At 38.4% G+C, this 24,555-nt stretch carries 17 protein-coding genes; 2 read left to right on the top strand and 15 right to left on the bottom strand.

Annotated features, from left to right (window positions below):
• Window positions 1-118: 118 nt before the first annotated feature.
• The 10 genes from ribB to ABD005_RS00645 all read right to left on the bottom strand — a co-directional run bounded on the left by ribB (window position 119) and on the right by ABD005_RS00645 (window position 10,841).
• Window positions 119-1,228, bottom strand: coding sequence for a 3,4-dihydroxy-2-butanone-4-phosphate synthase (gene ribB / locus ABD005_RS00600; RefSeq protein WP_215980674.1), 1,110 nt, complete (start codon window positions 1,226-1,228; stop codon window positions 119-121).
• Between the two features lie 54 nt (window positions 1,229-1,282).
• Window positions 1,283-1,951: a riboflavin synthase gene (locus tag ABD005_RS00605; protein ID WP_343813689.1), complete on the bottom strand. Its 669-nt coding sequence runs from the start codon at window positions 1,949-1,951 to the stop codon at window positions 1,283-1,285.
• Between the two features lie 36 nt (window positions 1,952-1,987).
• The gene (ribD, locus tag ABD005_RS00610) at window positions 1,988-3,211 is read right to left on the bottom strand and encodes a bifunctional diaminohydroxyphosphoribosylaminopyrimidine deaminase/5-amino-6-(5-phosphoribosylamino)uracil reductase RibD (RefSeq protein WP_343813692.1); all 1,224 of its coding nucleotides are present in this window, start codon (window positions 3,209-3,211) and stop codon (window positions 1,988-1,990) included.
• 277 nt (window positions 3,212-3,488) lie between these two features.
• On the bottom strand, window positions 3,489-3,953 hold the full coding sequence (nrdR, locus tag ABD005_RS00615; RefSeq protein WP_215980062.1) for a transcriptional regulator NrdR: 465 nt from the start codon (window positions 3,951-3,953) through the stop codon (window positions 3,489-3,491).
• A gap of 147 nt (window positions 3,954-4,100) precedes the next feature.
• Entirely contained in the window at window positions 4,101-5,360 is a 1,260-nt protein-coding gene (glyA, locus tag ABD005_RS00620) for a serine hydroxymethyltransferase (protein ID WP_343813698.1), read from the bottom strand.
• A 746-nt stretch (window positions 5,361-6,106) separates the two neighbouring features.
• Entirely contained in the window at window positions 6,107-6,751 is a 645-nt protein-coding gene (locus ABD005_RS00625) for a hypothetical protein (RefSeq protein ID WP_343813701.1), read from the bottom strand.
• Window positions 6,751-7,344 (bottom strand): RNA polymerase sigma factor, encoded by a 594-nt coding sequence (locus ABD005_RS00630; RefSeq protein ID WP_215979966.1) that lies wholly within the window; start codon window positions 7,342-7,344, stop codon window positions 6,751-6,753. Before ABD005_RS00630 ends, ABD005_RS00625 begins: the two co-directional genes overlap by 1 nt.
• A 54-nt stretch (window positions 7,345-7,398) precedes the next feature.
• Window positions 7,399-8,574 carry an ABC transporter permease gene (locus tag ABD005_RS00635; protein WP_215979967.1) on the bottom strand — a complete coding sequence of 392 codons (1,176 nt, stop codon included), beginning with the start codon at window positions 8,572-8,574 and terminating at the stop codon, window positions 7,399-7,401.
• Window positions 8,574-9,329, bottom strand: a complete 756-nt coding sequence (locus tag ABD005_RS00640) for an ABC transporter ATP-binding protein (RefSeq protein WP_215979968.1) — start codon at window positions 9,327-9,329, stop codon at window positions 8,574-8,576. Before ABD005_RS00640 ends, ABD005_RS00635 begins: the two co-directional genes overlap by 1 nt.
• 39 nt (window positions 9,330-9,368) lie before the next feature.
• Window positions 9,369-10,841 carry an alpha/beta hydrolase gene (locus ABD005_RS00645; RefSeq protein ID WP_343813710.1) on the bottom strand — a complete coding sequence of 491 codons (1,473 nt, stop codon included), beginning with the start codon at window positions 10,839-10,841 and terminating at the stop codon, window positions 9,369-9,371.
• A 271-nt stretch (window positions 10,842-11,112) separates the two neighbouring features.
• On the opposite strand from ABD005_RS00645, the gene ABD005_RS00650 reads away from it, so the two are divergent.
• Window positions 11,113-11,331 carry an EF-hand domain-containing protein gene (locus tag ABD005_RS00650; RefSeq protein WP_343813713.1) on the top strand — a complete coding sequence of 73 codons (219 nt, stop codon included), beginning with the start codon at window positions 11,113-11,115 and terminating at the stop codon, window positions 11,329-11,331.
• A 104-nt stretch (window positions 11,332-11,435) separates the two neighbouring features.
• Here ABD005_RS00650 and ABD005_RS00655 read toward each other — a convergent pair whose 3' ends face one another.
• A complete protein-coding gene (locus tag ABD005_RS00655) occupies window positions 11,436-12,602 on the bottom strand; it encodes a metallophosphoesterase (protein ID WP_343813715.1) in 1,167 nt (388 codons plus the stop codon).
• A 162-nt stretch (window positions 12,603-12,764) separates the two neighbouring features.
• Window positions 12,765-15,836, bottom strand: coding sequence for a TonB-dependent receptor domain-containing protein (locus ABD005_RS00660; RefSeq protein WP_343814840.1), 3,072 nt, complete (start codon window positions 15,834-15,836; stop codon window positions 12,765-12,767).
• 581 nt (window positions 15,837-16,417) lie between these two features.
• Here ABD005_RS00660 and ABD005_RS00665 point away from each other — a divergent pair.
• A complete protein-coding gene (locus ABD005_RS00665; RefSeq protein ID WP_343813718.1) occupies window positions 16,418-18,607 on the top strand; it encodes a winged helix-turn-helix domain-containing protein in 2,190 nt (729 codons plus the stop codon).
• 92 nt (window positions 18,608-18,699) lie between these two features.
• Here the strand turns inward: ABD005_RS00665 and parC are convergent, their stop codons facing one another.
• The 3 genes from parC to ABD005_RS00680 all read right to left on the bottom strand — a co-directional run bounded on the left by parC (window position 18,700) and on the right by ABD005_RS00680 (window position 24,487).
• Complete coding sequence (parC, locus tag ABD005_RS00670) at window positions 18,700-21,015, bottom strand: DNA topoisomerase IV subunit A (protein ID WP_343813721.1); 2,316 nt, start codon at window positions 21,013-21,015, stop codon at window positions 18,700-18,702.
• A gap of 233 nt (window positions 21,016-21,248) precedes the next feature.
• Window positions 21,249-22,580: a GGDEF domain-containing protein gene (locus ABD005_RS00675; protein WP_343813724.1), complete on the bottom strand. Its 1,332-nt coding sequence runs from the start codon at window positions 22,578-22,580 to the stop codon at window positions 21,249-21,251.
• Window positions 22,577-24,487 carry a diguanylate cyclase gene (locus ABD005_RS00680; protein ID WP_343813727.1) on the bottom strand — a complete coding sequence of 637 codons (1,911 nt, stop codon included), beginning with the start codon at window positions 24,485-24,487 and terminating at the stop codon, window positions 22,577-22,579. Before ABD005_RS00680 ends, ABD005_RS00675 begins: the two co-directional genes overlap by 4 nt.
• Window positions 24,488-24,555 lie beyond the last annotated feature (68 nt).

Below are 24,555 nucleotides of genomic sequence, written 5' to 3' on the forward strand. Positions count from 1 at the left end.
GTTTTCAATAAAAAATGCCCTGATATTTCAGGGCATTTAACTTTATTTACTTAACCTGAGTTCAGGTTACTTAATATTACTGAGTATTATCAGCTTGTATTTAAGTTTTAATAAAGTGCTAGTCGGCAATATATTCAACCACTTCAAGACCAAAACCAGATAACGAGTGATATTTAGTTTGTGAGCTTAACAAGCGCATTTTACTTACACCTAAGTTGGCTAGAATTTGCGAGCCAACACCAACATTACGTGAACCAACATGACGATTAATTTCTTTTACCGTTTCACCAGCATCAATCTTAGCGTATTTTTCAACTAGGTTAATTAACTCAGTTGGTGATTCATGCTTACCTAATAATACTAAAACGCCACCTTCTTTACCTATACGCTCTAAAGCACTTGCCATTGGCCAAGTTGCTACGCTTTCACGCTGGCTGAATAATAAATCTCTAAAGGTATTTTCTAAATGAACGCGTACTAAAGTGGGCTCTTCAGGGTTAATATCACCTTTCGTTAGCGCAAAGTGTGCTTGTCCATCAATGGTATCTTTAAATACGGTTAGGTCAAACTCACCAAACGCCGTAGGTAATTTACATTGTGAAACACGCTCAATAGTGGTTTCTGTCGCATTTCTAAATTCAATTAAGTCGGCAATTGTGCCCATTTTAATATCATGCTTTTGCGCAATAACTTCTAAGTCGTTACGACGCGCCATAGTGCCGTCTTCATTTAAGATTTCAACGATAACAGCCGCTGACTCAAAACCTGCCATACGCGCTAAATCAACACCGGCTTCAGTGTGGCCTGCGCGATTTAATACGCCGCCATCTTTAGCAATTAACGGGAAGATATGACCTGGTTGTACAATATCAAGGTGTGTGGCATTAGCATTGGCTGCCGCAAGCACTGTCGTTGCTCTATCGGCAGCAGAAATACCTGTAGTAACACCTGTTGCCGCTTCAATAGATACGGTAAAGTTGGTACTAAATTGCGCGTCATTTTTATCGACCATTAATGGCAGCTTTAATGTTTCACATTTTTCTCTGCTCATCGGCATACAAATCAAACCACGACCATGAGTTGCCATAAAGTTAATCGCTGCTGGCGTTACCTTTTCAGCAGCCATAATGAAGTCGCCTTCATTTTCCCTGTCTTCATCGTCCATTAAAATAACCATTTTACCTAAAGCAATATCATTGATTATTTCTTGTGGGGTATTTAAGTTCATTATTGTCTCTATGATCGTTAGTTAATTGATTATTAAGTTAGTGGTACAAGTAGGTTATTTAATAAACCCGGCTTTTTGCAACATGCTTTCGCTAATATTTGAAACAGGCTCAGTAGTCACTTCTTTAGTGAGCAAACGCTCTAAGTAACGCGCAATGAGGTCAACTTCTAAGTTAACTTTACTGCCAATTTTATACTCACTAAAAACCGTTTCTTTCACCGTGTGCGGCACAATAGTTAAACGGAATTTACCTGCAGCCAAACTATTAACCGTTAAGCTAGTACCATCAACGGTTACCGAGCCTTTTTCAGCAATATAATGGCTAAGCTCACTTGGCATACTGAGCCAGTATTCCCAGCTGTTACCGTTATTGGTTATTGATAAAATTTCGCTAACACCGTCAACATGGCCAGAAACCATATGACCACCAAAGCGTGTACTTGCTAACATCGCTTTTTCTAAGTTAACGGCTTTTCCAACTTGGTAATGTCCAAAACCGGTGCGCTTAAGTGTTTCATTCGACACGTCAGCACTAAAACTGCCCTGCTCTGCTGCAGATTGAAAAGCAACCACCGTTAAACAAATACCATTAGTGGCAATAGAGTCACCTAGTTTAACATCACTCATATCTAAACTATTGGTCGCAATGTCAATACGCGCACCTTGTGCGTTAATGTTGATGGCTTTAATAGTGCCAACGGCTTCGATAATTCCTGTAAACATGGTTATTCTCTAAGGTTAAATTTATTAGTTACGATATTAATGATGAGTATTGCTAGCTGTATTATTAGCGCTATTTACCTTTGCAGTAATACGAATATCTGCACCAACCATAACCACTTCGTTGATCGATAATTGCTTAGTTTTTGCTAATTCAGTAATACTTGGCATTTCCACTAAGTTTTTGCCATCACCACCTAACAATTTAGGCGCTTGGTATAAAATTAATTCATCGACTAAGTTTTGTTCAAAAAAAGCACCTGCAAGCCTAGCACCAGACTCAAGTAAAACATCATTGATACCACGCGTTGCCAATAAAGCAAGTAGTGCTTTTAAATCGACCTTAGTCGTATTGTTGTCTGTATTGTTGTCTGTATTGCTCTCTTTTACTGAAGTCACTTGTACCTGTTCAACATAATGAGGCCAAGTGCGTAAGTTTTCAAGTTCAGTTCTAATGATTAATATCGGGGACGGCTGTTGAAAAAATGCTAGCTCTGGTGTTAAACGGTTTTGACTATCGATTACCACACGTAAAGGCTGACGAAGTTTATCTTCAGGGTAGCTTTTTTGTAATTCACCTAGCTCACTATAACGCACTGTCATTTTAGCATTATCGGTAATAATAGAGTCACAGCCTGTAATAATGGCACAACTTTGAGCTCTTAACCGTTGTACATCTTTTCGCGCAGCACCTTGGGTGATCCACTTACTTTCACCGCTGTGCATTGCGGTTTTGCCATCAAGGCTTGCCGCTAATTTACAGCGTACGAAAGGCAGAGTTGTGGTCATTTTTTTAATAAAACCAACATTAAGTGCGCGTGCAGCAGCTTCTAATAAACCAGATTGAGTTTCTATTCCCGCTTGTGCCAACATAGCAATACCGTTACCTGAAACTTGCGGATTAGGATCAACCATAGCTGAGATAACTTTGCTCACGCCAACATCAATTAACCCTTGCGCACAGGGTGGCGTACGACCAAAATGACTACAAGGCTCAAGCGTAACATAGGCGGTTGCCCCTTTAATTAACGTCGGGTTTTTCTGCTTTGCATCGCGAATGGCGTTCACTTCAGCATGACCTTCGCCTGCTTTTTGATGATAGCCTTCACCAATGATTTTACCTTGACTTACTAACACACAACCTACCCTAGGATTAGGCGATACGGTGTAATGGCCTTTTTTCGCCAATTCTATGGCTCTTGCCATAAATTGATGATCTTCTAAGGTAAATTCATGTTTTGGTGTAACCAGGGCTACTGTCACAATATTGTCTCTTAAGTTTAATTGGCGTCAAACACACTAACTTATTATCAATGAGTTAGTTAACCTGAGCTCGGCTTAACAAATGTTTCTCTAGCAGCTATTTTTCCTAACTTCTTCGTTAAATTTACTTGCAATAGGCCAGCTATTGACGCGAAATTTACCTTGCTTATCATATGAAAAGAAGCAAAACTATCAAGCTAGAGATTCTGAAGAATAATTTTTGCTGATATTTCAATTTGTTAAATACTTCTTAAACCGAGTTCAGGTTAGTTATTAATTATTTAGTCTTTTTTTCTCGACCTAAGCGGGCAATTTCATCTGCAAACTCACTAATATCTTCAAACGATAAGTACACCGATGCGAAACGTAAATAGGCAACTTTATCTAGCTCTTTTAGCTGCGCCATAATTAACTTACCCAACATTTCACTGGTTACTTCACGCTCACCGGTTGCTCTAAGTTGAGATTTTAGCTTATTAATAGATAACTCAACCTGCTCGGTACTAACTGGGCGCTTTTCTAATGCTCGCACTAAACCACTACGCATTTTATCTTCATTGAACGGCTCACGACTACCATCACGTTTAATAATACGCGGCATAACTAACTCAGCCGTTTCAAAGGTTGTATAACGCTCATGACAAGCTAAGCATTCTCGGCGACGTCGTATTTGATGGCCATCAGCAACTAAGCGTGAATCTATCACTTTGGTATCAGTTGCAGTGCAAAATGGACAGTACATGGTTTACCTCAATAAAATAAGCGCTCAACAGCCATGATGATTATTACCGACTTTTGCAAAAATTTAACGCAAGGTTTTTAGGCAAAAAAATGGCCGCTCTAGGCGACCATTCTATTACAAAAGTAAAAATTTATCCGTTACTTTCAATTATTTTTGATAAACAGGGAACTTAGTACACAACTCTTTAACTTGACCTTGTACACGAGTAATTACGCTTTCATCGTTAATGTCGTCAAGAATGTCACAAATCCATGTTGTTAATGCTTTAGTTTCTTCAATACCAAAACCACGACGTGTGATTGCTGGAGTACCTAAACGAAGACCTGAAGTAACAAATGGAGAGCGAGGATCATTTGGCACTGAGTTTTTGTTTACTGTGATGTGAGCTTTACCTAACGCGGCATCAGCGTCTTTACCAGTAATATCTTTATCGATTAAATCAAGTAACAATAAGTGGTTTTCAGTGCTGTTAGAAACAACTTTGTAACCACGTTCTTGTAATACGGCAACCATCGCTTTAGCGTTATTTAAAACATTTTGTTGATATGCTTTAAACTCTGGTGCTAATGCTTCTTTAAATGCTACCGCTTTCGCCGCGATAATGTGCATTAATGGGCCACCTTGACCACCAGGGAAAACAGCACTGTTTAGTTTTTTGTAAATAGCTTCATCATCACACGCAGAAACAATTAAACCGCCACGTGGGCCTGCTAATGTTTTATGTGTGGTTGTGGTTACCACATGCGCGTGTGGTACTGGGTTAGGGTATAAACCTGCAGCAATTAAACCAGCAACGTGAGCCATATCTACGAAGAAGTAAGCACCAACAGCGTCAGCGATTTTACGCATACGCGCCCAATCAACAACACCTGAAAACGCAGAGAAACCACCAATGATCATTTCTGGTTTGTGCTCATGAGCAAGACGTTCTAACTCTTCGTAATCTATATCGCCAGTTTCTGGGTGTAAGCCATATTGAAAGGCTTCGTATGATTTACCTGAAAAGCTTACACTTGCACCGTGTGTTAAGTGACCGCCATGCGCTAAGCTCATACCTAACACTTTACCACCTGGAGATACTAATGCTTGAAAAACAGCAGCGTTGGCTTGTGAACCAGCATGAGGCTGTACGTTAGCGTAAGTGGCACCGAATAATTCTTTAGCACGGTCAATCGCTAATTGTTCAGCAATATCAACATACTCACAACCACCGTAATAACGCTTACCTGGGTAACCTTCAGCATATTTGTTAGTTAACTGTGAACCTTGAGCTTCAAGAACGCGCGGGCTACAGTAGTTTTCAGATGCAATTAATTCAATATGCTCTTCTTGACGCACAACTTCATTGGTCATTGCTTGATAAAGTTCTGGATCAAAATCGGCAATATTCATATCACGTGTAAACATGTTTTTTTCCTTAAGTATTTCAGCCCAAGGCTGTAAACCACACTCTATTATTGGCTAAGCAATAGTTAACTAGAGCATATAAAAATTAGTGGCGGTATTTTGCCTCAAATTTGTCAAAAAGTACACGACAAAACACGGCAGCTTTAGTGCATTTTACGCTGTTTTATAGCTGAAACTATTAAGTACTAACGAGTAAAAGTTCACTGAAAGCTTTCACCTTTAAAGGCAAACAGACAATAAATTAACAAAAACAAGATACACCGAACATAAAACAAAAACAATAATAAAAAACAAAATTTAAAACCGTTTGTTTCAAATTTAGCATGTAAAGTGCAAAATATTAATAACTAGATGAATTTTTCTCAAGAGTAAAAAAGCGCTGCAAAGTTATCAATACTTATACCCGTTGCATTTAAAGCGCCTTGAATTGAAATGACTCAAGCGCTCTAAAATATGCCGCTTGAATGGTAACGGGTATACACAGCGCTTAACTAACCTGAGCTCGGCTTAATAAATGTTTCTCTAGCAGCTAATTTTCCTAACTTCTTCGTTAAATTTACTTGCAATAGGCCAGCTATTGACGCGAAATTTACCTTGCTTATCATATGAAAAGAAGAAAAACTATCAAGCTAGAGGTTCATAAAAGTAATTTTTGCTGATATTTCAATTTGTTAAATATCTCTTCAACCGAGTTCAGGTTAATTATTTTAAGCAAGCTTTGGCTAACAACTAAATCACACTTGCTACTAGAGCTTAGTCAATAATGACAGCTCTTTTAAACGTTTTTTATGAAAGACATGGGTGACAAGCCATATAATAACAATCAATGAATTGACAACGATAAACGGCGGCCATGGCGATTTCTCAAACTCTTGCGAAGCAATATAAAAATAATAATTCATAATAGGCAGCATCGCCCAAAAACTGTACTTGATTAGCTTGATATAACTAATTGACGACTGACAACTAGCAATCGCATTTTCAAGTGCCTTTTCTGGACTACCACAGTTTTTCTGCCAAGTATTTAAGCGAATTTTAAACTCGTAATAAACATAAATACTTGAACCAATCCCACTACCCAATAAAAACACTTGGGTTGCTGTTGACCAAACGTCGTTAAAGTAGCCATAGACGAACATAGCAAAGATGAATAGCGTACTAATAACATCAAGCACTAATAAAGATTTAGCCCAATAAGTACGTCGTTTAGTTTGCTTAACCAGTGCGTTCATATCGGTTTTTTCAAATGATTGTTCTTGCCAGTCTTGCGTTAAACTCAACCATTGCTCATCTAGCATCGGCGATGTTGAAGCATCAAAGTCATCAGCATTTGTTTGCGGTGAGTCGTTATGGTGCTGGTTTTGTTTTTTTGGTGGTTGCTCGTTATTCATTAAGCCTCCAATAATAGTGCTAAAGCGGCTTTAGCACGTTGTAAACGTACACCAGCTAAATTAGGAGTAATGGTTAATACATCAGCTATTTCTTGATAACTCATGCCCTCAAGCGCTAGGGTAATAACCTGCTGTTGCTCTAGCTTTAACTGCCTAATGGCATTGGCAAGCTTTTGCTGACGCTGATTTTGATCTAATGCTTGATAAGGTGTTGGTTGGTGATGATCTTTTTCAAACTCGGCTGGAAGATCATTAAGATCTTGCTCGGTTTTAATCGTTTTTACCGCTTTGGCAACATGGGTCGCTAGAATATTATGAGCAATACGAGCAACAAAAGTTTTCACCGCTGAGTCTTGCCTAAAACTAGGTAAAGCACGCCATATATTGAGTGCTATATCTTGAAATAATTCATCTTGAATCGCCGGTTTCGCTTCAAAGCCTGTAATAATATGACGTAGCAGCTTTTCATGCTCCGTCATCCATTGAACAAACAGCGCTTGATGTTTCAAATTTTTACCCTTACTGCAATAAATTTTGGCATTAGCATCAAAGAACTTAGGAGCTAATAATATATTTTCACAAGAATTTAACATATTATTCCTCCTAAGTTCAGCTAAGCGCAGTAATAAATACCTATTTCACTAAAACTAGCTCAGTGCCATAACCACTTTTTCTGATTTAAGCTTTTTAGCCAGTGAGAGTACCAATGCAGCAGTAATCGCTAAGGTAACGCCACTGGTAGCCAGCACAGCTAACCAATTAACATCAACGCCTTTAAAGATATCTTCCATGATCAATGACTGACCCGAAATAGGCATCCAGTCTAACCATTGCGGTCTGTCATCCATCATCATCATAGCAAAAGGAATTATCGCAGGAATACCTATAACAATACTTACCGTTGACTGTGCTTCTTTAAAACTTTTACTTTGAAAAGCAAGAAACAATTGGGCTGCTGAGGCAAATAAACAAATAGGTAATAATAATATCAATAAAGTTACCACGGTTGATAAGCCTAAACTAAAGGTAGCACCAACCTTGGTTAGATCGACAAAGCCGACAGACACCGATGTCAACACTAAAATAAGCACAACACCAATAAGAGAAATAGTGGCAGCACTAATGAGCTTAGCAAGCACTATTTTTAATGTACTTACTGGCTGACATAATAGCATTTCAAGAACATTACGTTCACGCTCGCCTGCACTCGAGTCAATAGCTACCGATAGACCTGACATAAAAGCAGCCATCATTAAGTAAACACCAAGCAGCATTGAAATCATGATAAAAGTAGCGTCTGGTTTAGCGGTATCTTGTTCAACCAAGGTGACAGGGTTTAATAAGCGAACATCAATACCACGTAACTGTAAACGTTTATAACCAATAGATAGAGAGAAGTCTCTTACCGCGCTATTGATACGCCTTACAGGTGTCGCTACCGCTTTATCGGTAAAGTCAGCTTGTAAGTGTATTTTGATCGGTTTACCTTCAGCCATATTTTGCGCAAATTCTGATGGTATCTCCAAAGTAATATTACGTTCATCCCAAATGCCTCTATCACTTTCAGGAATATCAGCAAACGGCAAAATATTATTATCGCTTAAGTGGGTCATTAATTTAGGGGCGTACTCTGCTCCGGTAAATTTAATGTAAACCGGTGGCTCATCAACCATTTTTTCAATCATGATTTTTGACATTACAACTATCATAATCGGCGCCATAAACGCCATCATTAATGCCACCATCAAGGCGCGCTTATCGCGAAATGCTTCTTTATATTCTTTTAATACCAATGCTTTTAACTGGCCAAAATCTGCGTTCATTATGCTGCTACTCCTTCATCTGAACCAATCAACTTCACAAAGGCTTCTTCTAATTGCGTTTCACCCGCTAGTTCACATAACTCTTGTGGCGTGCCTTGTGCTGCTAATTTGCCGTTAGCGACAATAATGACGCGATCGCAAAGCGCTGCAACTTCTTGCATGACATGTGATGAAAACAAAATACAGTGACCTTTGGCTTTGAATTTTGCTAAATGATTACGTAAAACACGCGTACTCATGACGTCTAAACCACGGGTTGGCTCATCAAGCACAAAGTTTTTTGGTTGATGAACTAAAGCTTGCGCCAAAGTGACTTTCATTCGTTGGCCTTGCGAAAAGCCAACAGTTTTACGGTGCGCTAACTCTTCTAGCTCTAAATCTTTGATCACTTGCTCAATCGCTTGATGCTTCGTTTGCCCAGTCATACCATGCAAACTAGCAAAGTAGTCTATTTGTTCGTAAGCGGTTAAACGCTCATACAGACCAAATTTGTCAGGAAAAACCCCTAAATTTGCACGTGCTGCAATAGGATCTTCAGTCACACGAATACCGTCAATGGTAGCAAAGCCTTCATCGGCTGAAAGTAAGCCGTAAAGGGTACGTAAACAGGTAGTTTTACCTGCGCCATTAGGGCCTAAAATACCGGTAATTTCGCCATCTTTTGCGGTAAATGACAGTCCGTCTAAGGCTTTAACAGTATTTTTTTTATTCTTTTTGTCGATAAAGCTTTTATGTAAGTTATTTACTTCAATCATAATTTTGTTCCTTTTTCTTTTACAAGAAATTAAATATGCCTATTGAATGCCGTTAACGCTGGTCATGAATTTTTCATCGGGGATCTCATCAAGGCATGATTCATCAAGTGATTTAGGATCTTTTTTGGTTAAAAACTCATTCACAATTTTATTTGCACAAGTGCTCATAGCAACGGTATGCGCTGCGTTTTTAACAACAATATGGTGGCTGTTAGGCAGCGTTTTATTTGAGTAATCGCCATTACTTGGCGGCGTTACTGGGTCTAATTCACCTGATAAAATAAGGGTTGGAATATTAGCGGTAACCGGCTCATAGAAATTTTCACTAGGAGTATATTTAGGAAACAACGGACAAATGGCATTAAAAGCAAAGTGGCTCATGCCGCCATCAAAATTATTTTCAGCATCGGCGGCTAACATTTGTTCTGTTACTTTTGGCATATCTTCATTACAAACAATATTAAACAGCAATCCGGTGTAAACCATTTGCTCACCTTCAGTACTTGCCATTAAACCAATTAACGGTTGGTAATTACCTAAATACGCTTGGTTAATAACAAGTGGTACTAATGAGCGCCCTGAAACACTGTACAGTTGCATACGTAAATTATTGGTAAACTTAGCTTCATCAAGTTTAAACGTTATTGGTGTGCCTAAACGTGGGTGCATAATATCAAGCTCAACAGGGGCTTTAGCTAAACGTGCTTTTACTTGTTGAAACTCATCAGCTAAATTAGGAAAAGCGGTATTACACGAGTCACTGTTTTTACAGTTTTCAAGTAGTAAGTTAAATGCTCGAGCACCACTTTGGCCAAATAAGCCAATAGGTACTTCAATAGGCCCAACACTGTCTAGCACGACACTTTCAAGCGACTGTGGAAACATACGCATATACACTAAACCAGCGCGCGTACCATAAGAGCCACCATAAATATTTAATTTTTCATGACCTAATGCTGCACGAACCGCATCAAAGTCACGAATGGCGTTTTCTGAATTAAACTGACTTAAGTCACCTTTAAATTGACTAATACATTCAGTAACATCACTGGCTTTAAAGTCTTGCAGTGTTGTGTCATAAACGCCTTGCTCGTCTTCAAATTCACAAGAAAGTGGGTTAGTTTCACCCGTACCGCGCTGGTCAACTAAAATAATATCACGAGTTTTTCTTACCTCTCGAAAAACACGATTTAAGCCTGTTGCTAATTCAACAGCAGCTTGGCCTGGACCACCCGCTAAAAACATTAATGGCGCTTTATATTCACTGTTATCAATGGCGGGCAATACCACAAAATTAACTAATAGTTTTTCGCCCGTAGGCTCTTGATAGTTTTCAGGCACTTGTAGCTTACCGCATTTTACTGATGCGCGAATTTCGCCAACATGACAGCTTTCAAGTGTTAATGCCTCATTCGTTAGTTTATCACTCGGCAATACCTCGTTATTTGCCAAAACATGACTAGCGCTTGATAACAAACCAATGGTTAGGAGTTTTCCCCATATTGTTTTCATAAACTCTTCCTTAATAAATAATCGAACGCTTAGTCTGAAGCTTTTCAATTTTATTACAGAAAAATACATATTTTTTTATTTTTATTTTTCTCTTACATAAGAAGAAACTGAAAACAGCGTAAAAACCTGAACTAAACTATAGTTGTTGTTACTTATACGATAACAAAGGCATAACTTGCTCAGCATGTAAGTTTTTGTAAATAGTAATTCCCAAATGCTTTAATAAGAGATAAGGTTCAACTATAAATTAGGTTTATAAGGAAGCCATATTATGGAATTAAATCAGTGGGTAGATGAGTTATTTGAAGTATTTGACGAAGATAAAGACGGTGTAATAAACCGTAGTGAATTTGTTGAGTTAATTGATGTGCTATTACAAGATAAAGGCATTCGTATGTGCGAAAGCATTTTTAATCGCTTTGATAAAGATCACACTAACTCGATTTCAAAAGAAGAATTACGTGAAATGGTAATTGATCTCGCCTTATAATTAACCTAGTTTTCAATTTTTAGTTACATGGTATTCGTCAGTATTATCCGTTTATAGCCAACTCAACGCTGGCTATAATCAGATTATTGGTTATTGGTTATTGATTATTGATGATATAAAGGTAATACCTTACCACTTAAACTACCACGCCATTTCTTTTCATTTTCAATAAACAATATTTCACCGTACTGACCTCGCTTAATGCTTGAATCAATGGCAATAACACGTCCTTGATAGCGGGTTTCAATTTGCTTTTGAGAAGTATGACCAACAATAAAATGCTTCACCTTAAAGTGCTTAAGTAATAAATCTATTTCAGCAGAAGTTGCCCCATTATCTTTACCTCTCTCGGCGGCAAAATAACCACGGTACCAAATAGGGCCATTGGTTGTATGTAAAACTTCTGCCCAACCTTCGCGTGGTTTATCTAGCTCGGCTTTAACTAAGTTATCTTTAAAAACACGGTTAATGTCTACTAAGGTGCGTTTATCTTTCGCTAAGTCAGGATGAAAACCACCATGAGCAAATAGCATGTTATTAATTTTAACTAATACTGGCTTACTGCGTAACCAATTACCGATAATACTGTCTGAGGTAAATAACTGCTCAAACGGTTTATTAAGCTTTTTAGCCGTTTCAATGTATTTAGGGTGTAAATAACGTAAGTCGCCATTAAGTACCATTACCTCATGATTACCTAAGGTTAAATGGATTTCACCACCCGCTTTTTTAGCTTGTTGTTCTAAGTCGTATAAAAACCATAGAATCTCAGTCACTTTATCGCCGCGATCAAAGATATCACCGGTGATAACAAAATGACCATTACCAAAAGCCCACTGTTGGTTTTTATCAATAATATTATTATTGGTTAATAGCTCAATCATTAAATCATACTGACCATGAAAGTCGCTAAGCGCAGCAACAGGAAAGTCGCCGTTGTATTCGAGAATTTCGTGCTCTTGGTTGATTAAATTATGAATAGTCGCAGGTAAGTCACAGGCACTAACAGCAATAGGTTTGCTTGCTAAATTGTCGACTTGCTCTGTGCTTAGCGTTAAGCGTTGACTCACTTTTTCGCCGTGGCATAACCAATGCGCATCTAAGTGTTTATCTTGAGTAAAGACATAAGGACCGTCAGAATAAAGAACAGTTTTTTCAACAAGTTTCTCGCCGTCACTTGCATTATCAGTAACCGTACTATTAGCCGATAAAGAAGTCACTATAGCGCAGCTTAATAATAAGCGATGAGCAAAATAAAGAGGGTTGAGCATATAGGGTTACCCTTTATGGCAGTAAATAAAAATTAAACGAAAATAAATAGGATGTCACATCCGTGTGACTTAGTTTTGTTAATTGCTAACCTAAGGTCAGCAACTAAATTATTGAGTTAACTCAGTATAAATAACCATTTACACTAAGTTAATAGCGTTTACTTAGAACTTAAATTCAGCACCTAAGTAAACAAAGCGACCGACACTGCTACCATAACCACTGTAGAAATGTCCGCGTCCACCTAAGCTGTAATCACCTTGGTTATCAAAGATGTTATTTACACCACCAAATACACGTAAATCACCGTCTTTTGGTAGCTCAACATCATAAGAAACAGATAAACTATGCGTGATGTATGAACCAATCTCGTTAAACGCTAATGTTTCAGGGTTCTCGATACAATCTGCACTACCCGCTGCACAATTTTTATCGTTAGCAGCCATATCTTCTAACCAATCTTTTTCATCACCTTGGTTAACGGTAATCGGGCCTTTGTATTTAGTGCTCCAACGTACACGCCAGTCTTCTTTATACCAAGTTAATGAAGCTGAGCCTTGAGTATCGTAGATATCGTTGTCGTAGTAACCTTCGTAATTGGTAGTAGCTGGACCACCTGGTGACTGTACGGTCTTAGTCCAATCAAGCACATGAGTCCAATCACTCTTAAACTTAATACGACCTAAATCATCAAAGTCATAAACATATTCTATCGCGACATCAAAGCCACTAGTGCTAATTTCATCAACGTTATAGTCACGTTGCATTACTTCAATTAAACCACCATCTTCATCACGCTTTAAATCATTACAAAATGAGTTAGAACCACCGCGCTCATCCCACGGTAATTCAGAGTTATAACAGTAATCGATAATATCTTGATTAGAGTATGTCGCTAACGCGTCTTTAATGGCAATATCATAGTAGTCAACAGCAATACGTAGACCTTCAATGAACGATGGTGCTAATGTTACACCGAACGTTAGGGTATCAGCGGTTTCTTCAAAAAGATCTGGGTTACCAACACCAGGAGAGTAGTTATTATCTTCTACATCAAACTCACCATTCAGAGCAATATAATTAGCGATTGACTCTTCTTCTCGACATTTGTCGTGCCCAGCATCAGTTGATGTAGCAGTAGTACCGAGACAAATATCACTATAGTTTGAGTCATAATCACCTGCTGGCGGTGACATTAAGTTATCAATTGATGGTGCACGTTGGGCGCGTGCCCAGTTAGTTCTTACCGCATAACCATCAACAATTTCCCAAACAAGGCCAGCTCGGTAACTGGCAACTAAGTCAACACCTTCAGGGCTGTAATCAGCAAAACGTGCCGATACATCAGCCGTTAAACTTTTAGCACCTACAACATTTCTAAGTAGTGGAATACCGGCTTCACCAAAAACTTCAGCAACATCCATTTCACCTGAGTATTGCGGTACATAGTTAAAGGTAATACCACCTTCAACGCCACCGCCACCTGTTGTAACTTTTTGCGAGTCACGTCTAAATTCAAAGCCAAACGCGGTTGCTACAGGACCTGCTGGCATGTCGAATAAATCACCCGCCATATAACCAGTAAAGGTTAACTGCTCTACCTCAGTATTAATTGTTGGGTTGGCGCGAATATAATTGGCTGCTTCGGCGCTAATAGAGCCTTCACCAAATAAGTTCATTGGTACACAACCTGCTGCGCGGGCAGCTTCGTCAGCACATTGAATTGTAACGCCATCAGCCGCATATTCAGCATCAAGTGCATAGCGTGCTTTGAAAACATCAATTTCATTACCACGAAGCTGATCTTGGGTTGACTTACCATAACCAACAGAAACGTCCCAGTCCCAGTCGCCATCAAATAATGTACCTTGTAAACCTGCCCATGAACGAATAGTTGTACGTTCGTTATCGGTATAGATATTACCTACCTCAGCAAAGTTTCTATCCCATTTAATAGTGCTACCACCGCCAGCAGCAATTTCAGCTGGTACATAAGGGTTGCTACTACTAATACGACCCATATCTATTTGGTCAAACTCACCTGTTGCTGGATCATAGGTAATAACTAAATCGCTTTCATCTTCGCTTTCTGGTGATTTGTCATTAAATGATTTATTTAAACTATGTTGTACTTGTCCGTAAAAGGTAATGTCATCGGTTAATTCAAAATCAACTTTTATCGCCGTATTTATCCCTTCATCAGGCACTTTAAGCATAACGAACTGATCAGTGTCGATGCCGTACTTTTCTTCTACCCAATCATCGCGCAATGTTTGACCGTCATACCAAAAACCGCCTACGCCACCACTGCCTTCGTGGAAAACACCACCAGGGATTGAGTCACTTAAACTGCGCCAATCAGATTGGCTAATATCACGCATACACTCGCCATCTCTAGGCTCTGCTTCAGTAAGCATAGTGTTACACATTCTTTCATCATCATAAGAATGTGATTCTTGAATTTGCGCTCGCTTACGGTCGTTATAAGTTAAACCGTATTGCTTATCATAAGTTGAGCTTAAGTAAACATAACCACGACCTTCAGCAAATTCAGTGCCGTAGTTTAAATCTAAAGTAAATTCTTTAGCGCCACCTTCAACTGATTCACCACCACGCGCTTTAAAAGCAAAGCCTTCTTTGTCTTGTTGGGTAATAATGTTAACAACACCCGCAATAGCATCTGAGCCGTATGCTGCAGAAGCGCCACCAGTAATTACTTCAACTTTTTGTACCATACCGCTAGGAATAGTTGATAAGCTTACCGCATTACTGCTGTGGCTATTTGATACTACACGACGACCATCAATTAAAGTTAAAGTACGTTGCGAGCCTAAGTTACGTAAATCAATCGTAGATAAACCCGTTGCAGTAATGTTTGATTGGCTATTGGTGTTACTGCTACTTTCCGAAATTTGTGGTAATTCATCAATTAAAATTTCTGATAATGAACCTAAACCAGTATCTTCAATCGCTTCGTTATCCATAGTAGCTAATGGTGTAGCAACACTAAAACTATCACGACGAAGGCGCGAGCCTGTAACCATAATTTTTTCGTGAGTTTCTTCAACTTTTTGTTCTGGTGTTTTTTGGCTTTGCGTTGCTGTTTTAACAACCTTTGCTTCTTCAGCGGATAATGCGTCAGCTGCAAAAGCCGCTGGAGACATCGCTAATGCGCCACCGGCAATAGCTGAATAGATAGCCGTTTGAATTGCGATGGTGATTGGTTTTTTGTTCATCATTCATCTCTCTCTTTTTTAAGTAATGTTCTTCATGGTTTATTATAGAAGTTGAATTTTGCAGGCGATTAAGCCTACAAAATTCAACTCTTTATCCAGTAAATAGACCGCTGCTATTGTTTTTCCCTAATAACCTAATAACTAAACTTCCCATACGTTAAGTTATTAAGTGCTCTGGTTTTAACTGCAAACTTAGTATTATCTACTGCACTTTTATTATTTTTTTAATGAGGAGTTATGCTGTAAAATGACGACATAACTTTGCTCTACTACTCTTTTAAGAAAGTAATGGCAGTTATTCAATCGCTAAGAGGTCATTTGTACCTCTATTTAACATCTATTTCTAAAAAAAACAAAAAAAACACTACTTAAACAATTAGTTAAATTTTTTATAAAAGTTCACTTTTTTTATTTTAGTGTTAATATAAATTCATTATTTTGCGAACTATATGCGAAAAAAATTCCACTTAACCGCATAACTTTGGTAGCATAAATATCAGAGAAACATATCAAGGATGGTAGTGATAAATACCCGTACAGTTTATATAAACTGTACTATTACCTAATAAGAAAGAGTATCAATGAAGCCTAATCGTGCTTTTAACCTGAGTAACTGTTACGTCAACCCAACCGAGTTTTCGATACAACTAGATCAGGGGGAAAAGCAGTCATTACAACCCAAGTTCATTGACGTGCTATGCTATTTAGCTCAGCATCATCCTCGTATTATTCCTCGTGAAGAATTAATTAATAATATTTGGGGAGAAAATAGCGTTGTTGGTGATAAAAGTCTGACCAACGCCATTTGGCATTTGCGTAAAAGTTTGGCAGAAATTGATCAAGGCAACGGCGTTATTGAAACAATTCGCAAAGCTGGCTACCGATTAGTTATTGAGCCACAATGGTCTACAAATGTAACTACGACCGCTCACAGTAACATCACAGTCAGCGATGACACGCTTCAAAACGACCCTCAATTAAAAAGAGAAGCTGAGCAAGAAACAGATGGTTTATTAGCAAAAACATTACAATACCGTATTAATAAGCAAACTATCACCTGGGTTGTATTAGCTGCATTTATAGCAGTGGTTATTGGTTATTTTTTAGGTAAACCCTCACATGATCCAGCCGTAGTAACGCAAGTCACTAAACACCCAGGCAGTGAACTTTTTCCATCTCCCTCACCTGATGGTCGCTATGTGGTTTATAGCCAAGTATCTAATAATCAACCAACCAACTTGTTTATGAAAGACACTTTACAGCCGCAACTGCCAGCACAACAATTAACCTTTGATACGGCAATTGAACGCCATAGTGTTTGGAGCAATGACGGACAATACTTATACTTTGCCAGAACAGCTAAAGCCGGTGAAAATTGTAAATATATTCAACTTAAAGTGTTGAGCAGACAAGAAAAAGCTATTGCTAATTGCCCGAATAGAGTTGGTTACTTTTACCTTGACATATCACCTGACGATAAAACATTAGCCATACATGGCTTTAATGGTGACGCTGAAAAAAGTGGCATTTATTTTCTTGATTTAACGAAAGAAAATGCACCATTAGAGCGCTTTTCTTGTAAAAAAGGTTGTGATTATAAAGATAGAGATATGGCTTTTTCTCCCGATGGTAAACATCTTGCCATTAGTCGACGCTTTAATCGTTACAGCGAGAATATTTATTTAATCAATATAAAGACCAAAGAAACACAGCAGCTTACATTTAATGAGGAAGATATTGTTGGCATTACATGGTCTGATCAAAGTAAGATAATTTACGCAACTCACAAAGCTGGGGTCAGATCAGGTTTTATTATAGATGTTGATAAAAACACATTTACTGAGCTTAATTTACCCGGCTTTAGTTACCCCAAATTTACTAAGCAAGGTAGAAAGCTGTTTTATCAGCAGCGTCAAGAAATATCATCCATTGCGAGCCTATCATTGAAAGCCGATATTGCGAGCAGTCCATTCCCTGTAGTTTTATCAAGCTTCAGCCATCACTCCCCTGATTACAGCCCTATAAATAAGCGCTTTGTCTATGTATCAAATGAATCAGGCTTTTATGAGCTATGGTCGGCAAATACCCGAGGTGAAGAGCGAAAGCAACTCACATTTTTGAAAAAGAATATTAGCTTACCTAAATGGTCCCATGACGGTAAAAGCATTGCCTTTTTAGCTTCATCTGAAGATAACAAGCATGAAAACATTTATATTTACTCACTAGTAACACAAAAAATATCAGTGCTAAATAGCCCATTTGATCGCCATAACCGACCAAGCTGGTCGCTTGATGATAACAAAATCATTGCCGCTGTTTATAATAATAACGCGACTGACTTATATAGCATTACTATTGCTGATGGCGCTGTTGAGCGTTTAACTCATGACAATGCGCGCTATGGAATTATGAATTCGCCAACAACCTTACTTTATGCAAAAGTTAAGCGAGGCTTGTGGCAAGTTGATTTAACCGATAAGACAACCCCCCCCGTACAAATTATTGACGGTAAGGAATTCACTGGTTTATACGCCTGGGACTATTACAATAACGGTGTTTACTTTAACAAGGAGCTTAAGGAGCACCATATATTGATGTTTCATGATACGGTCTCAGGAAAAAGCAGACCTTTAGTGAAATTACCACTTAACTCTTTCTATCGCCGTGACATTATTAATTATGTCCCTGATGAAGATAGCTTACTTTATACTAAATCAAGTTACCCTCAAGCAAATATTAAAATGTTAGAGAATTCCCCTTTACTTCAATAACACTAAACTCATACAAATAAACGACAATAAAAAAGGTAAATACTGACATAGTATTTACCTTTTTTAGTTAAGCAGGACTCAAGTTAATAGCTTTACTCTGATGTATTTTCATCTATTTGAGTAGAACCTGCATCAGCCTCATTTTCTGAGACTACACTCATTTCAACGTCAATGGCTGATACACGTTGTAAGCCCCGTGGTAACTTATTACCTCGTCTCCCTCGCTCACCTTTATAGTGCTCAATATCAGCAGCTTTTAAGGTCAGTTTACGTTTTCCTGCATGTAAAGTAATAGCTGCGCCTTCGGGCACTAAAGTTAATAGGCTTACATATTCTTCACGGGTTTTAGCACGCGCCGATGGAATATTAATAATTTTATTACCTTTACCCTTGCTTAGTATGGGTAAGTTTTTCACCGGAAATACTAGCATTCGCCCTTCACTGGTAATCGCTAAACAGCAATCGGTCTCTAGGTTACCAATACGCTGTGGCGTTAAGACTTTAGCCGCTTGCGGTAAACTAATGAGTGCTTTACCATTTTTATTTCGGCTGACCATATCGCTGAAACTACTGACGAACCCATAGCCAGCATCACTCACCAACAAGTACTTATTGGTGTCTTCAGCCATAATGCTATGAACAAAGGTTTCGCCACTAGACAAATTAAAACGACCCGTTAATGGTTCGCCTTGCGAGCGAGCCGTTGGCAAGGTATGAGCATCAGTGGTAAACGCACGCCCTGCTGAGTCAATAAAGACAACAGGGTTATTGCTACGTCCTTTAGAAGAACATAAATAACTATCACCGGCTTTATAGCTAAGCGCGGCAGGATCAATATCATGGCCTTTAGCACAACGCGCCCAGCCTTTGTCTGAAACAACCACAGTAACGGGTTCACTAGGGACTAAGTCTTTCTCTGTTAGGGCTTTTGATTCGCTACGCTCAACGAGTTGAGAACGACGATCGTCGCCGTGTTCCTCTGCTGCCGCTAGAATTTCTTTTTTCATTAACGTATTCATACGTGTTTTTGAATTAAGAATTTTTTCTAGATATTCTTGCTCACTACGTAGCTCATCCTGCTCGGCACGAATTTTAATTTCTTCAAGCTTGGCAAGTTGTCGTAATTTGATTTCTAAAATGGCATGGGCTTGTGTTTCAGATAAACCAAAGCGTGACATTAGCTCAGCTTTAGGGTCATCAAAACCACGAATAATCTCAATTACTTCGTCGATATTAAGATACGCAACCAATAAACCGTCTAAAATATGTAATCGAGCTAAAACTTTATCTAAGCGGTACTGTAGACGTCTGCGCACTGTTTCACGGCGGTACTCTAGCCATTCACTTAAAATAACTTGTAAGTTTTTAACTGCTGGGCGGTTGTCTAAGCCAATCATGTTAATATTAACGCGATAGCTTTTTTCTAAGTCGGTGCTAGCAAAAAGGTGCTGCATAAGTTGTTCAATATCAACACGATTAGAGCGTGGTACAACCACTAAACGCACTGGATTTTCATGATCAGACTCGTCACGTAAATCAATCACCATTGGTAGCTTTTTAGCGGTCATTTGGGCCGCTATTTGCTCGAGAATCTTACCGCCTGAAGCTTGATGAGGGAGTGAGGTAATAACAACCTCTCCTTCTTCAACATCATAAACTGCGCGCATTTTGATGCTACCACGACCAGTTTGATAAATTTTTTCAATCTCGGTTTTTGGGGTAATTATTTCAGCATTGGTTGGGTAATCGGGCCCTTGTACAAACGTTAATAAATCAGCAACGTCTGCTTTTGGGTTTTCAATTAAATGCACACAAGCATTAGCAACTTCTCGCACATTATGAGGAGGAATATCTGTTGCCATCCCCACGGCAATACCGGTAATACCATTTAATAAAATATGCGGCAGTCTCGCCGGTAGTGTTTTTGGCTCTTTCATCGTGCCGTCAAAATTAGGTTGCCAATCAACCGTTCCTTGACCTAACTCTGATAATAAAACCTCACTAAAGCGCGATAAACGCGATTCAGTATAACGCATTGCAGCAAATGACTTAGGGTCATCAGGAGCACCCCAGTTGCCTTGACCATCAACCAAAGGATAGCGATAGGAAAATGGTTGCGCCATTAATACCATGGCTTCGTAACAAGCACTGTCTCCATGAGGATGAAACTTACCAAGCACATCACCAACCGTACGCGCTGACTTTTTATACTTTGCCGTTGCTGACAACCCTAGCTCTGACATAGCATAAACAATACGTCGTTGTACTGGCTTTAATCCATCACCTATATGTGGCAAAGCTCGGTCCATAATAACGTACATGGAGTAATTTAAATAAGCGTCTTCGGTAAACCGTCTTAACGGAACTTGTTCGACCCCATCAGGGCTATATTCGAGCACATCTGACATGAAATGATATTTCCTGACTTTTTTAATTATTGCGATACCTAAACAACTTTACATTACGATAGGTAAACAAGGGAATAATAAATCTCTCCCGAGTAACTATTAATCATAAGTACTGACGCACTTTTTAGATACTACTTAGGTGTTGCTTGGGTATTAACTGGAAACTATTTTACATAGTAGGTATAGCTTATCTGATTATAAGGTAAGACAAAATAGCTAAAATAATAAAACTATTAAATACCGCGCCTTTCTTGTGATGTTGAGATATTTTGATAGCTTAATACACAGTTTCGCCCTTGTGCTTTAGCTTGATACATCGCTAAATCAGCACTATGTAGAGCATCTTCAAAACTTGCATTATGGTAATCCATGGTTGAAATACCAATACTTAACGTTACTTGTTCTTTTAGACCTATAGCACCAAAGTCGTACTGTGCTACTTTCTCATTAATACGCTGTGCGATAGCTTTTGCTTTGCTACTATCAGCTAACGGCAATAACGCTACAAACTCTTCGCCACCTAAACGAGCAAATATGTCACGTGTGCGCATTGTTTCATTCACTAATGAAGCAATCGTTTTTAATACCTGATCACCACAATGGTGTCCATAGACATCATTAATTTTCTTAAAATAGTCAATATCTAATAATAAAATAGATAAATCGTAAGGTTGTTCACTAAAGCGCTTTGCCATAGTGTGACCATGTTCAAATAAAGCACTGCGATTAAATATACCGGTTAATGCATCAGTTTTAGTTAACACGATCAGTTTGTTACGCACTTTTAGCTGCCAGAAAAACAATAGCCCAAAAGCTAGCGCAATAGCCATCACTAAAATAAAGCGCGTTTGCTGCATTTTTTTTTCTTTTTGCGCTTCATCAACTCGCTGTACTTGTTGCTGATTTTGTTTAATTAAAGAGTCATTTAAAGACTTTTTTTCATTGATAGAAAATTCTTCCGTTAATGCTGATAACATCGCATTACGTTTGTTATCTCGATAAATATCGTACTTGATTAGATATTCTCGCTTTTCTTGATAGGCCAAATCATACTGCCCTAACTCAGCATACTTATTTGCTAAAATTTCATGTAACTGCAAAAAAATAGGTTGGCTTAATTGTCCTTCATCAATTACTTCGCCTACTTTTTTGGCTTCAGCAAGCAAAGCGACAATTGACTCTGTTACTTTATCCTTATTAAGCGTAGGGGGCTGTAACTGAGTCTTTTTTTCAATAAGAAGCGCTTGTGCAAGTAAATATAAATACTGCTCTGCTGGGTTTAACGGTGACTTAGGTGATGAAAATTGAAGTAAATGCTCTTGAGCATATTTGATAGATTGAGTACCTTTACTGTTATCTAGTAACTTAATTGAATTAATTAATAACAATAAGCTAGGGTCTACTGAAAATTCTTCCGTTTCAGTTATCTCTGCGACTTCTGGTGTTATATCCTGACTTAGGTTACCCATTGCGATTGCTGCATTAAAAAATACTAAAGCCAGTAATAATGCGCTAAAAAATACGCCTCTACATACAGGTAACAGAGATCTACGTTGATAAATCATGAACTACAAACCTTATTTCGGCCGCTCAACTTAGCTTTATAGAGGAGTTTATCAGCTCGCTGCACAAGCGTATTGAGATCAGAATCACTCGCTAAACTCGCGACGCCAATGCTAACGGTAACCTGTGTTATGTTACGTAAAGGCCACTGCTTTTCAGCAATACGCTCTCTAATACGCTCGGCGATATATATTGCTGACTGTAAATCCTGTTTAGGTAAGCAAACCATAAACTCTTCACCACCTAAACGGCCAAAAACATCACTTTTTCGCATCATACTTTCACTAAGCTGCACCACCTCTTTCAGTACTACGTCTCCTTGGCTATGACCTAAGGTGTCGTTAATATTTTTAAATCTATCAATATCAATCACAAGTACGCTAAAACAATGATGCTTCTTTTTGGCTAACTTAAATGCTTGCGCAGACTTTTTCATTAAACTACGGCGGTTTTCTATACCTGTTAAAGTGTCAATCGTTGACGCAAGTTTAAGTTGGCGTTGACTATAAAGTAATTTAGCCAATATCCAAGCCAGTGCCAATGCAACTAGAGCGCCAATACTTAAGTAAAGCTGTTGCTCTTTATTCGCAAACTGCGCTTCTGCTAAATTTTCTTGGTTTATCGTTTTTTCATTCTCTAACAATTTATTTTTTAAATCTGCTTGCTCACTCTCTAAACTTAGTCGTACTTCTGCTACTGACTTTTTGTCTTCATTTTCATGTAATTGCTCACGTAAAAAAACAAGTTTAGATTTAGCTTCATAGGCTTCTTTAAAGCGTTTTTGTTCATAATAAACTTTACTTTTAAGGTTAATAATGCCCAAGTTAGCTTGTTTTTGAAAGAAGGGTAAAGAGTCATGGTTAACTAATAATTTTTCTGCTTCCGCAATACTCACTAACGTATCTTGATAGCGCTTTAAGTGAAACAACACGAAAGCTTGATCAAAATAAAACTGCAACTTTATGTCGTGTCGTTGAATAGTGTCGATATACTTTTCTGCTTTTAGAAAGTATTCATAAGCTTTCTCAGGATCACTCTCTTCTTTTCTAAACTGAGCCCATGCCATACCAGAGAAAACCCTGTACATTATTTCTGCGGGACTATGTTCATTAGATGTACTAATAATTTCTTGGTAAGCAGAAATCGCTTCATTGTATTGCTTATTTACTGAATAGTTCATGGCAATGTTATTAAGAGCGTTATGTGCAGCCAACAACATACCTGACTTTTTAAAGTACTCGTACGCTTGCTTATAATAAACCATAGACTGTTCATTTTGACCAAGGTTCGCATAAGCAATACCTAACTCAACATTAGAATAGCCTTTTAGTTGATCATCATTGGTTTGCGCAGCAATTTTATAAGCGTCGTTTAATAGAATTAATGCGCGCTTATAGTCATCGGTAATATAAGCAATGGCGCCTAAATTAATTAAGCCATTAGCAATCATAACCTTGTCATGTAATGACTCAGCAACTTCGAGACCTTTTTTATAATACTCAACCGCAAGTGATGTATCACCTAGGCTTTCAGCCGCATAGCCACGTAAATAAAGTAAATCGCAAATAATTACACTAGGGCTCGCTAGTTTTTTAGCGAGGGTGAGAGCGGTATCAAGAGTTTGAGCAGCACTAATGAACTGCCCGCTAGTGCTATAAGATTCTGAGAGTAAATAATAATATTTAAGCTTTTGCTCAATAGATAGCAGCGTTAATTGAGCTTCAATCTTAGACAGAAGATCAAAGGTTAACCCTACATCTGATTTAAGCATTAACTCAGCACTTTCTAATAGTGCTTTAGGGCTCTTATCGACCGCCTCTTTCGACAATGAAAATACAGGGCTACAGTAAAGGCAAATAGCGAAAGATAAGCATTTAAAAAATAATGACTTCCGTGTGATTGAAAGCAAGAATAAGTACCTAAAGCTAAAAGAATTATCTCAGTATAAAACGATTTCTACAGTGAGTTAAATAGCTA

The sequence above is a fragment of the Colwellia asteriadis genome (assembly GCF_039523295.1).
GTDB lineage: Bacteria > Pseudomonadota > Gammaproteobacteria > Enterobacterales > Alteromonadaceae > Colwellia > Colwellia asteriadis.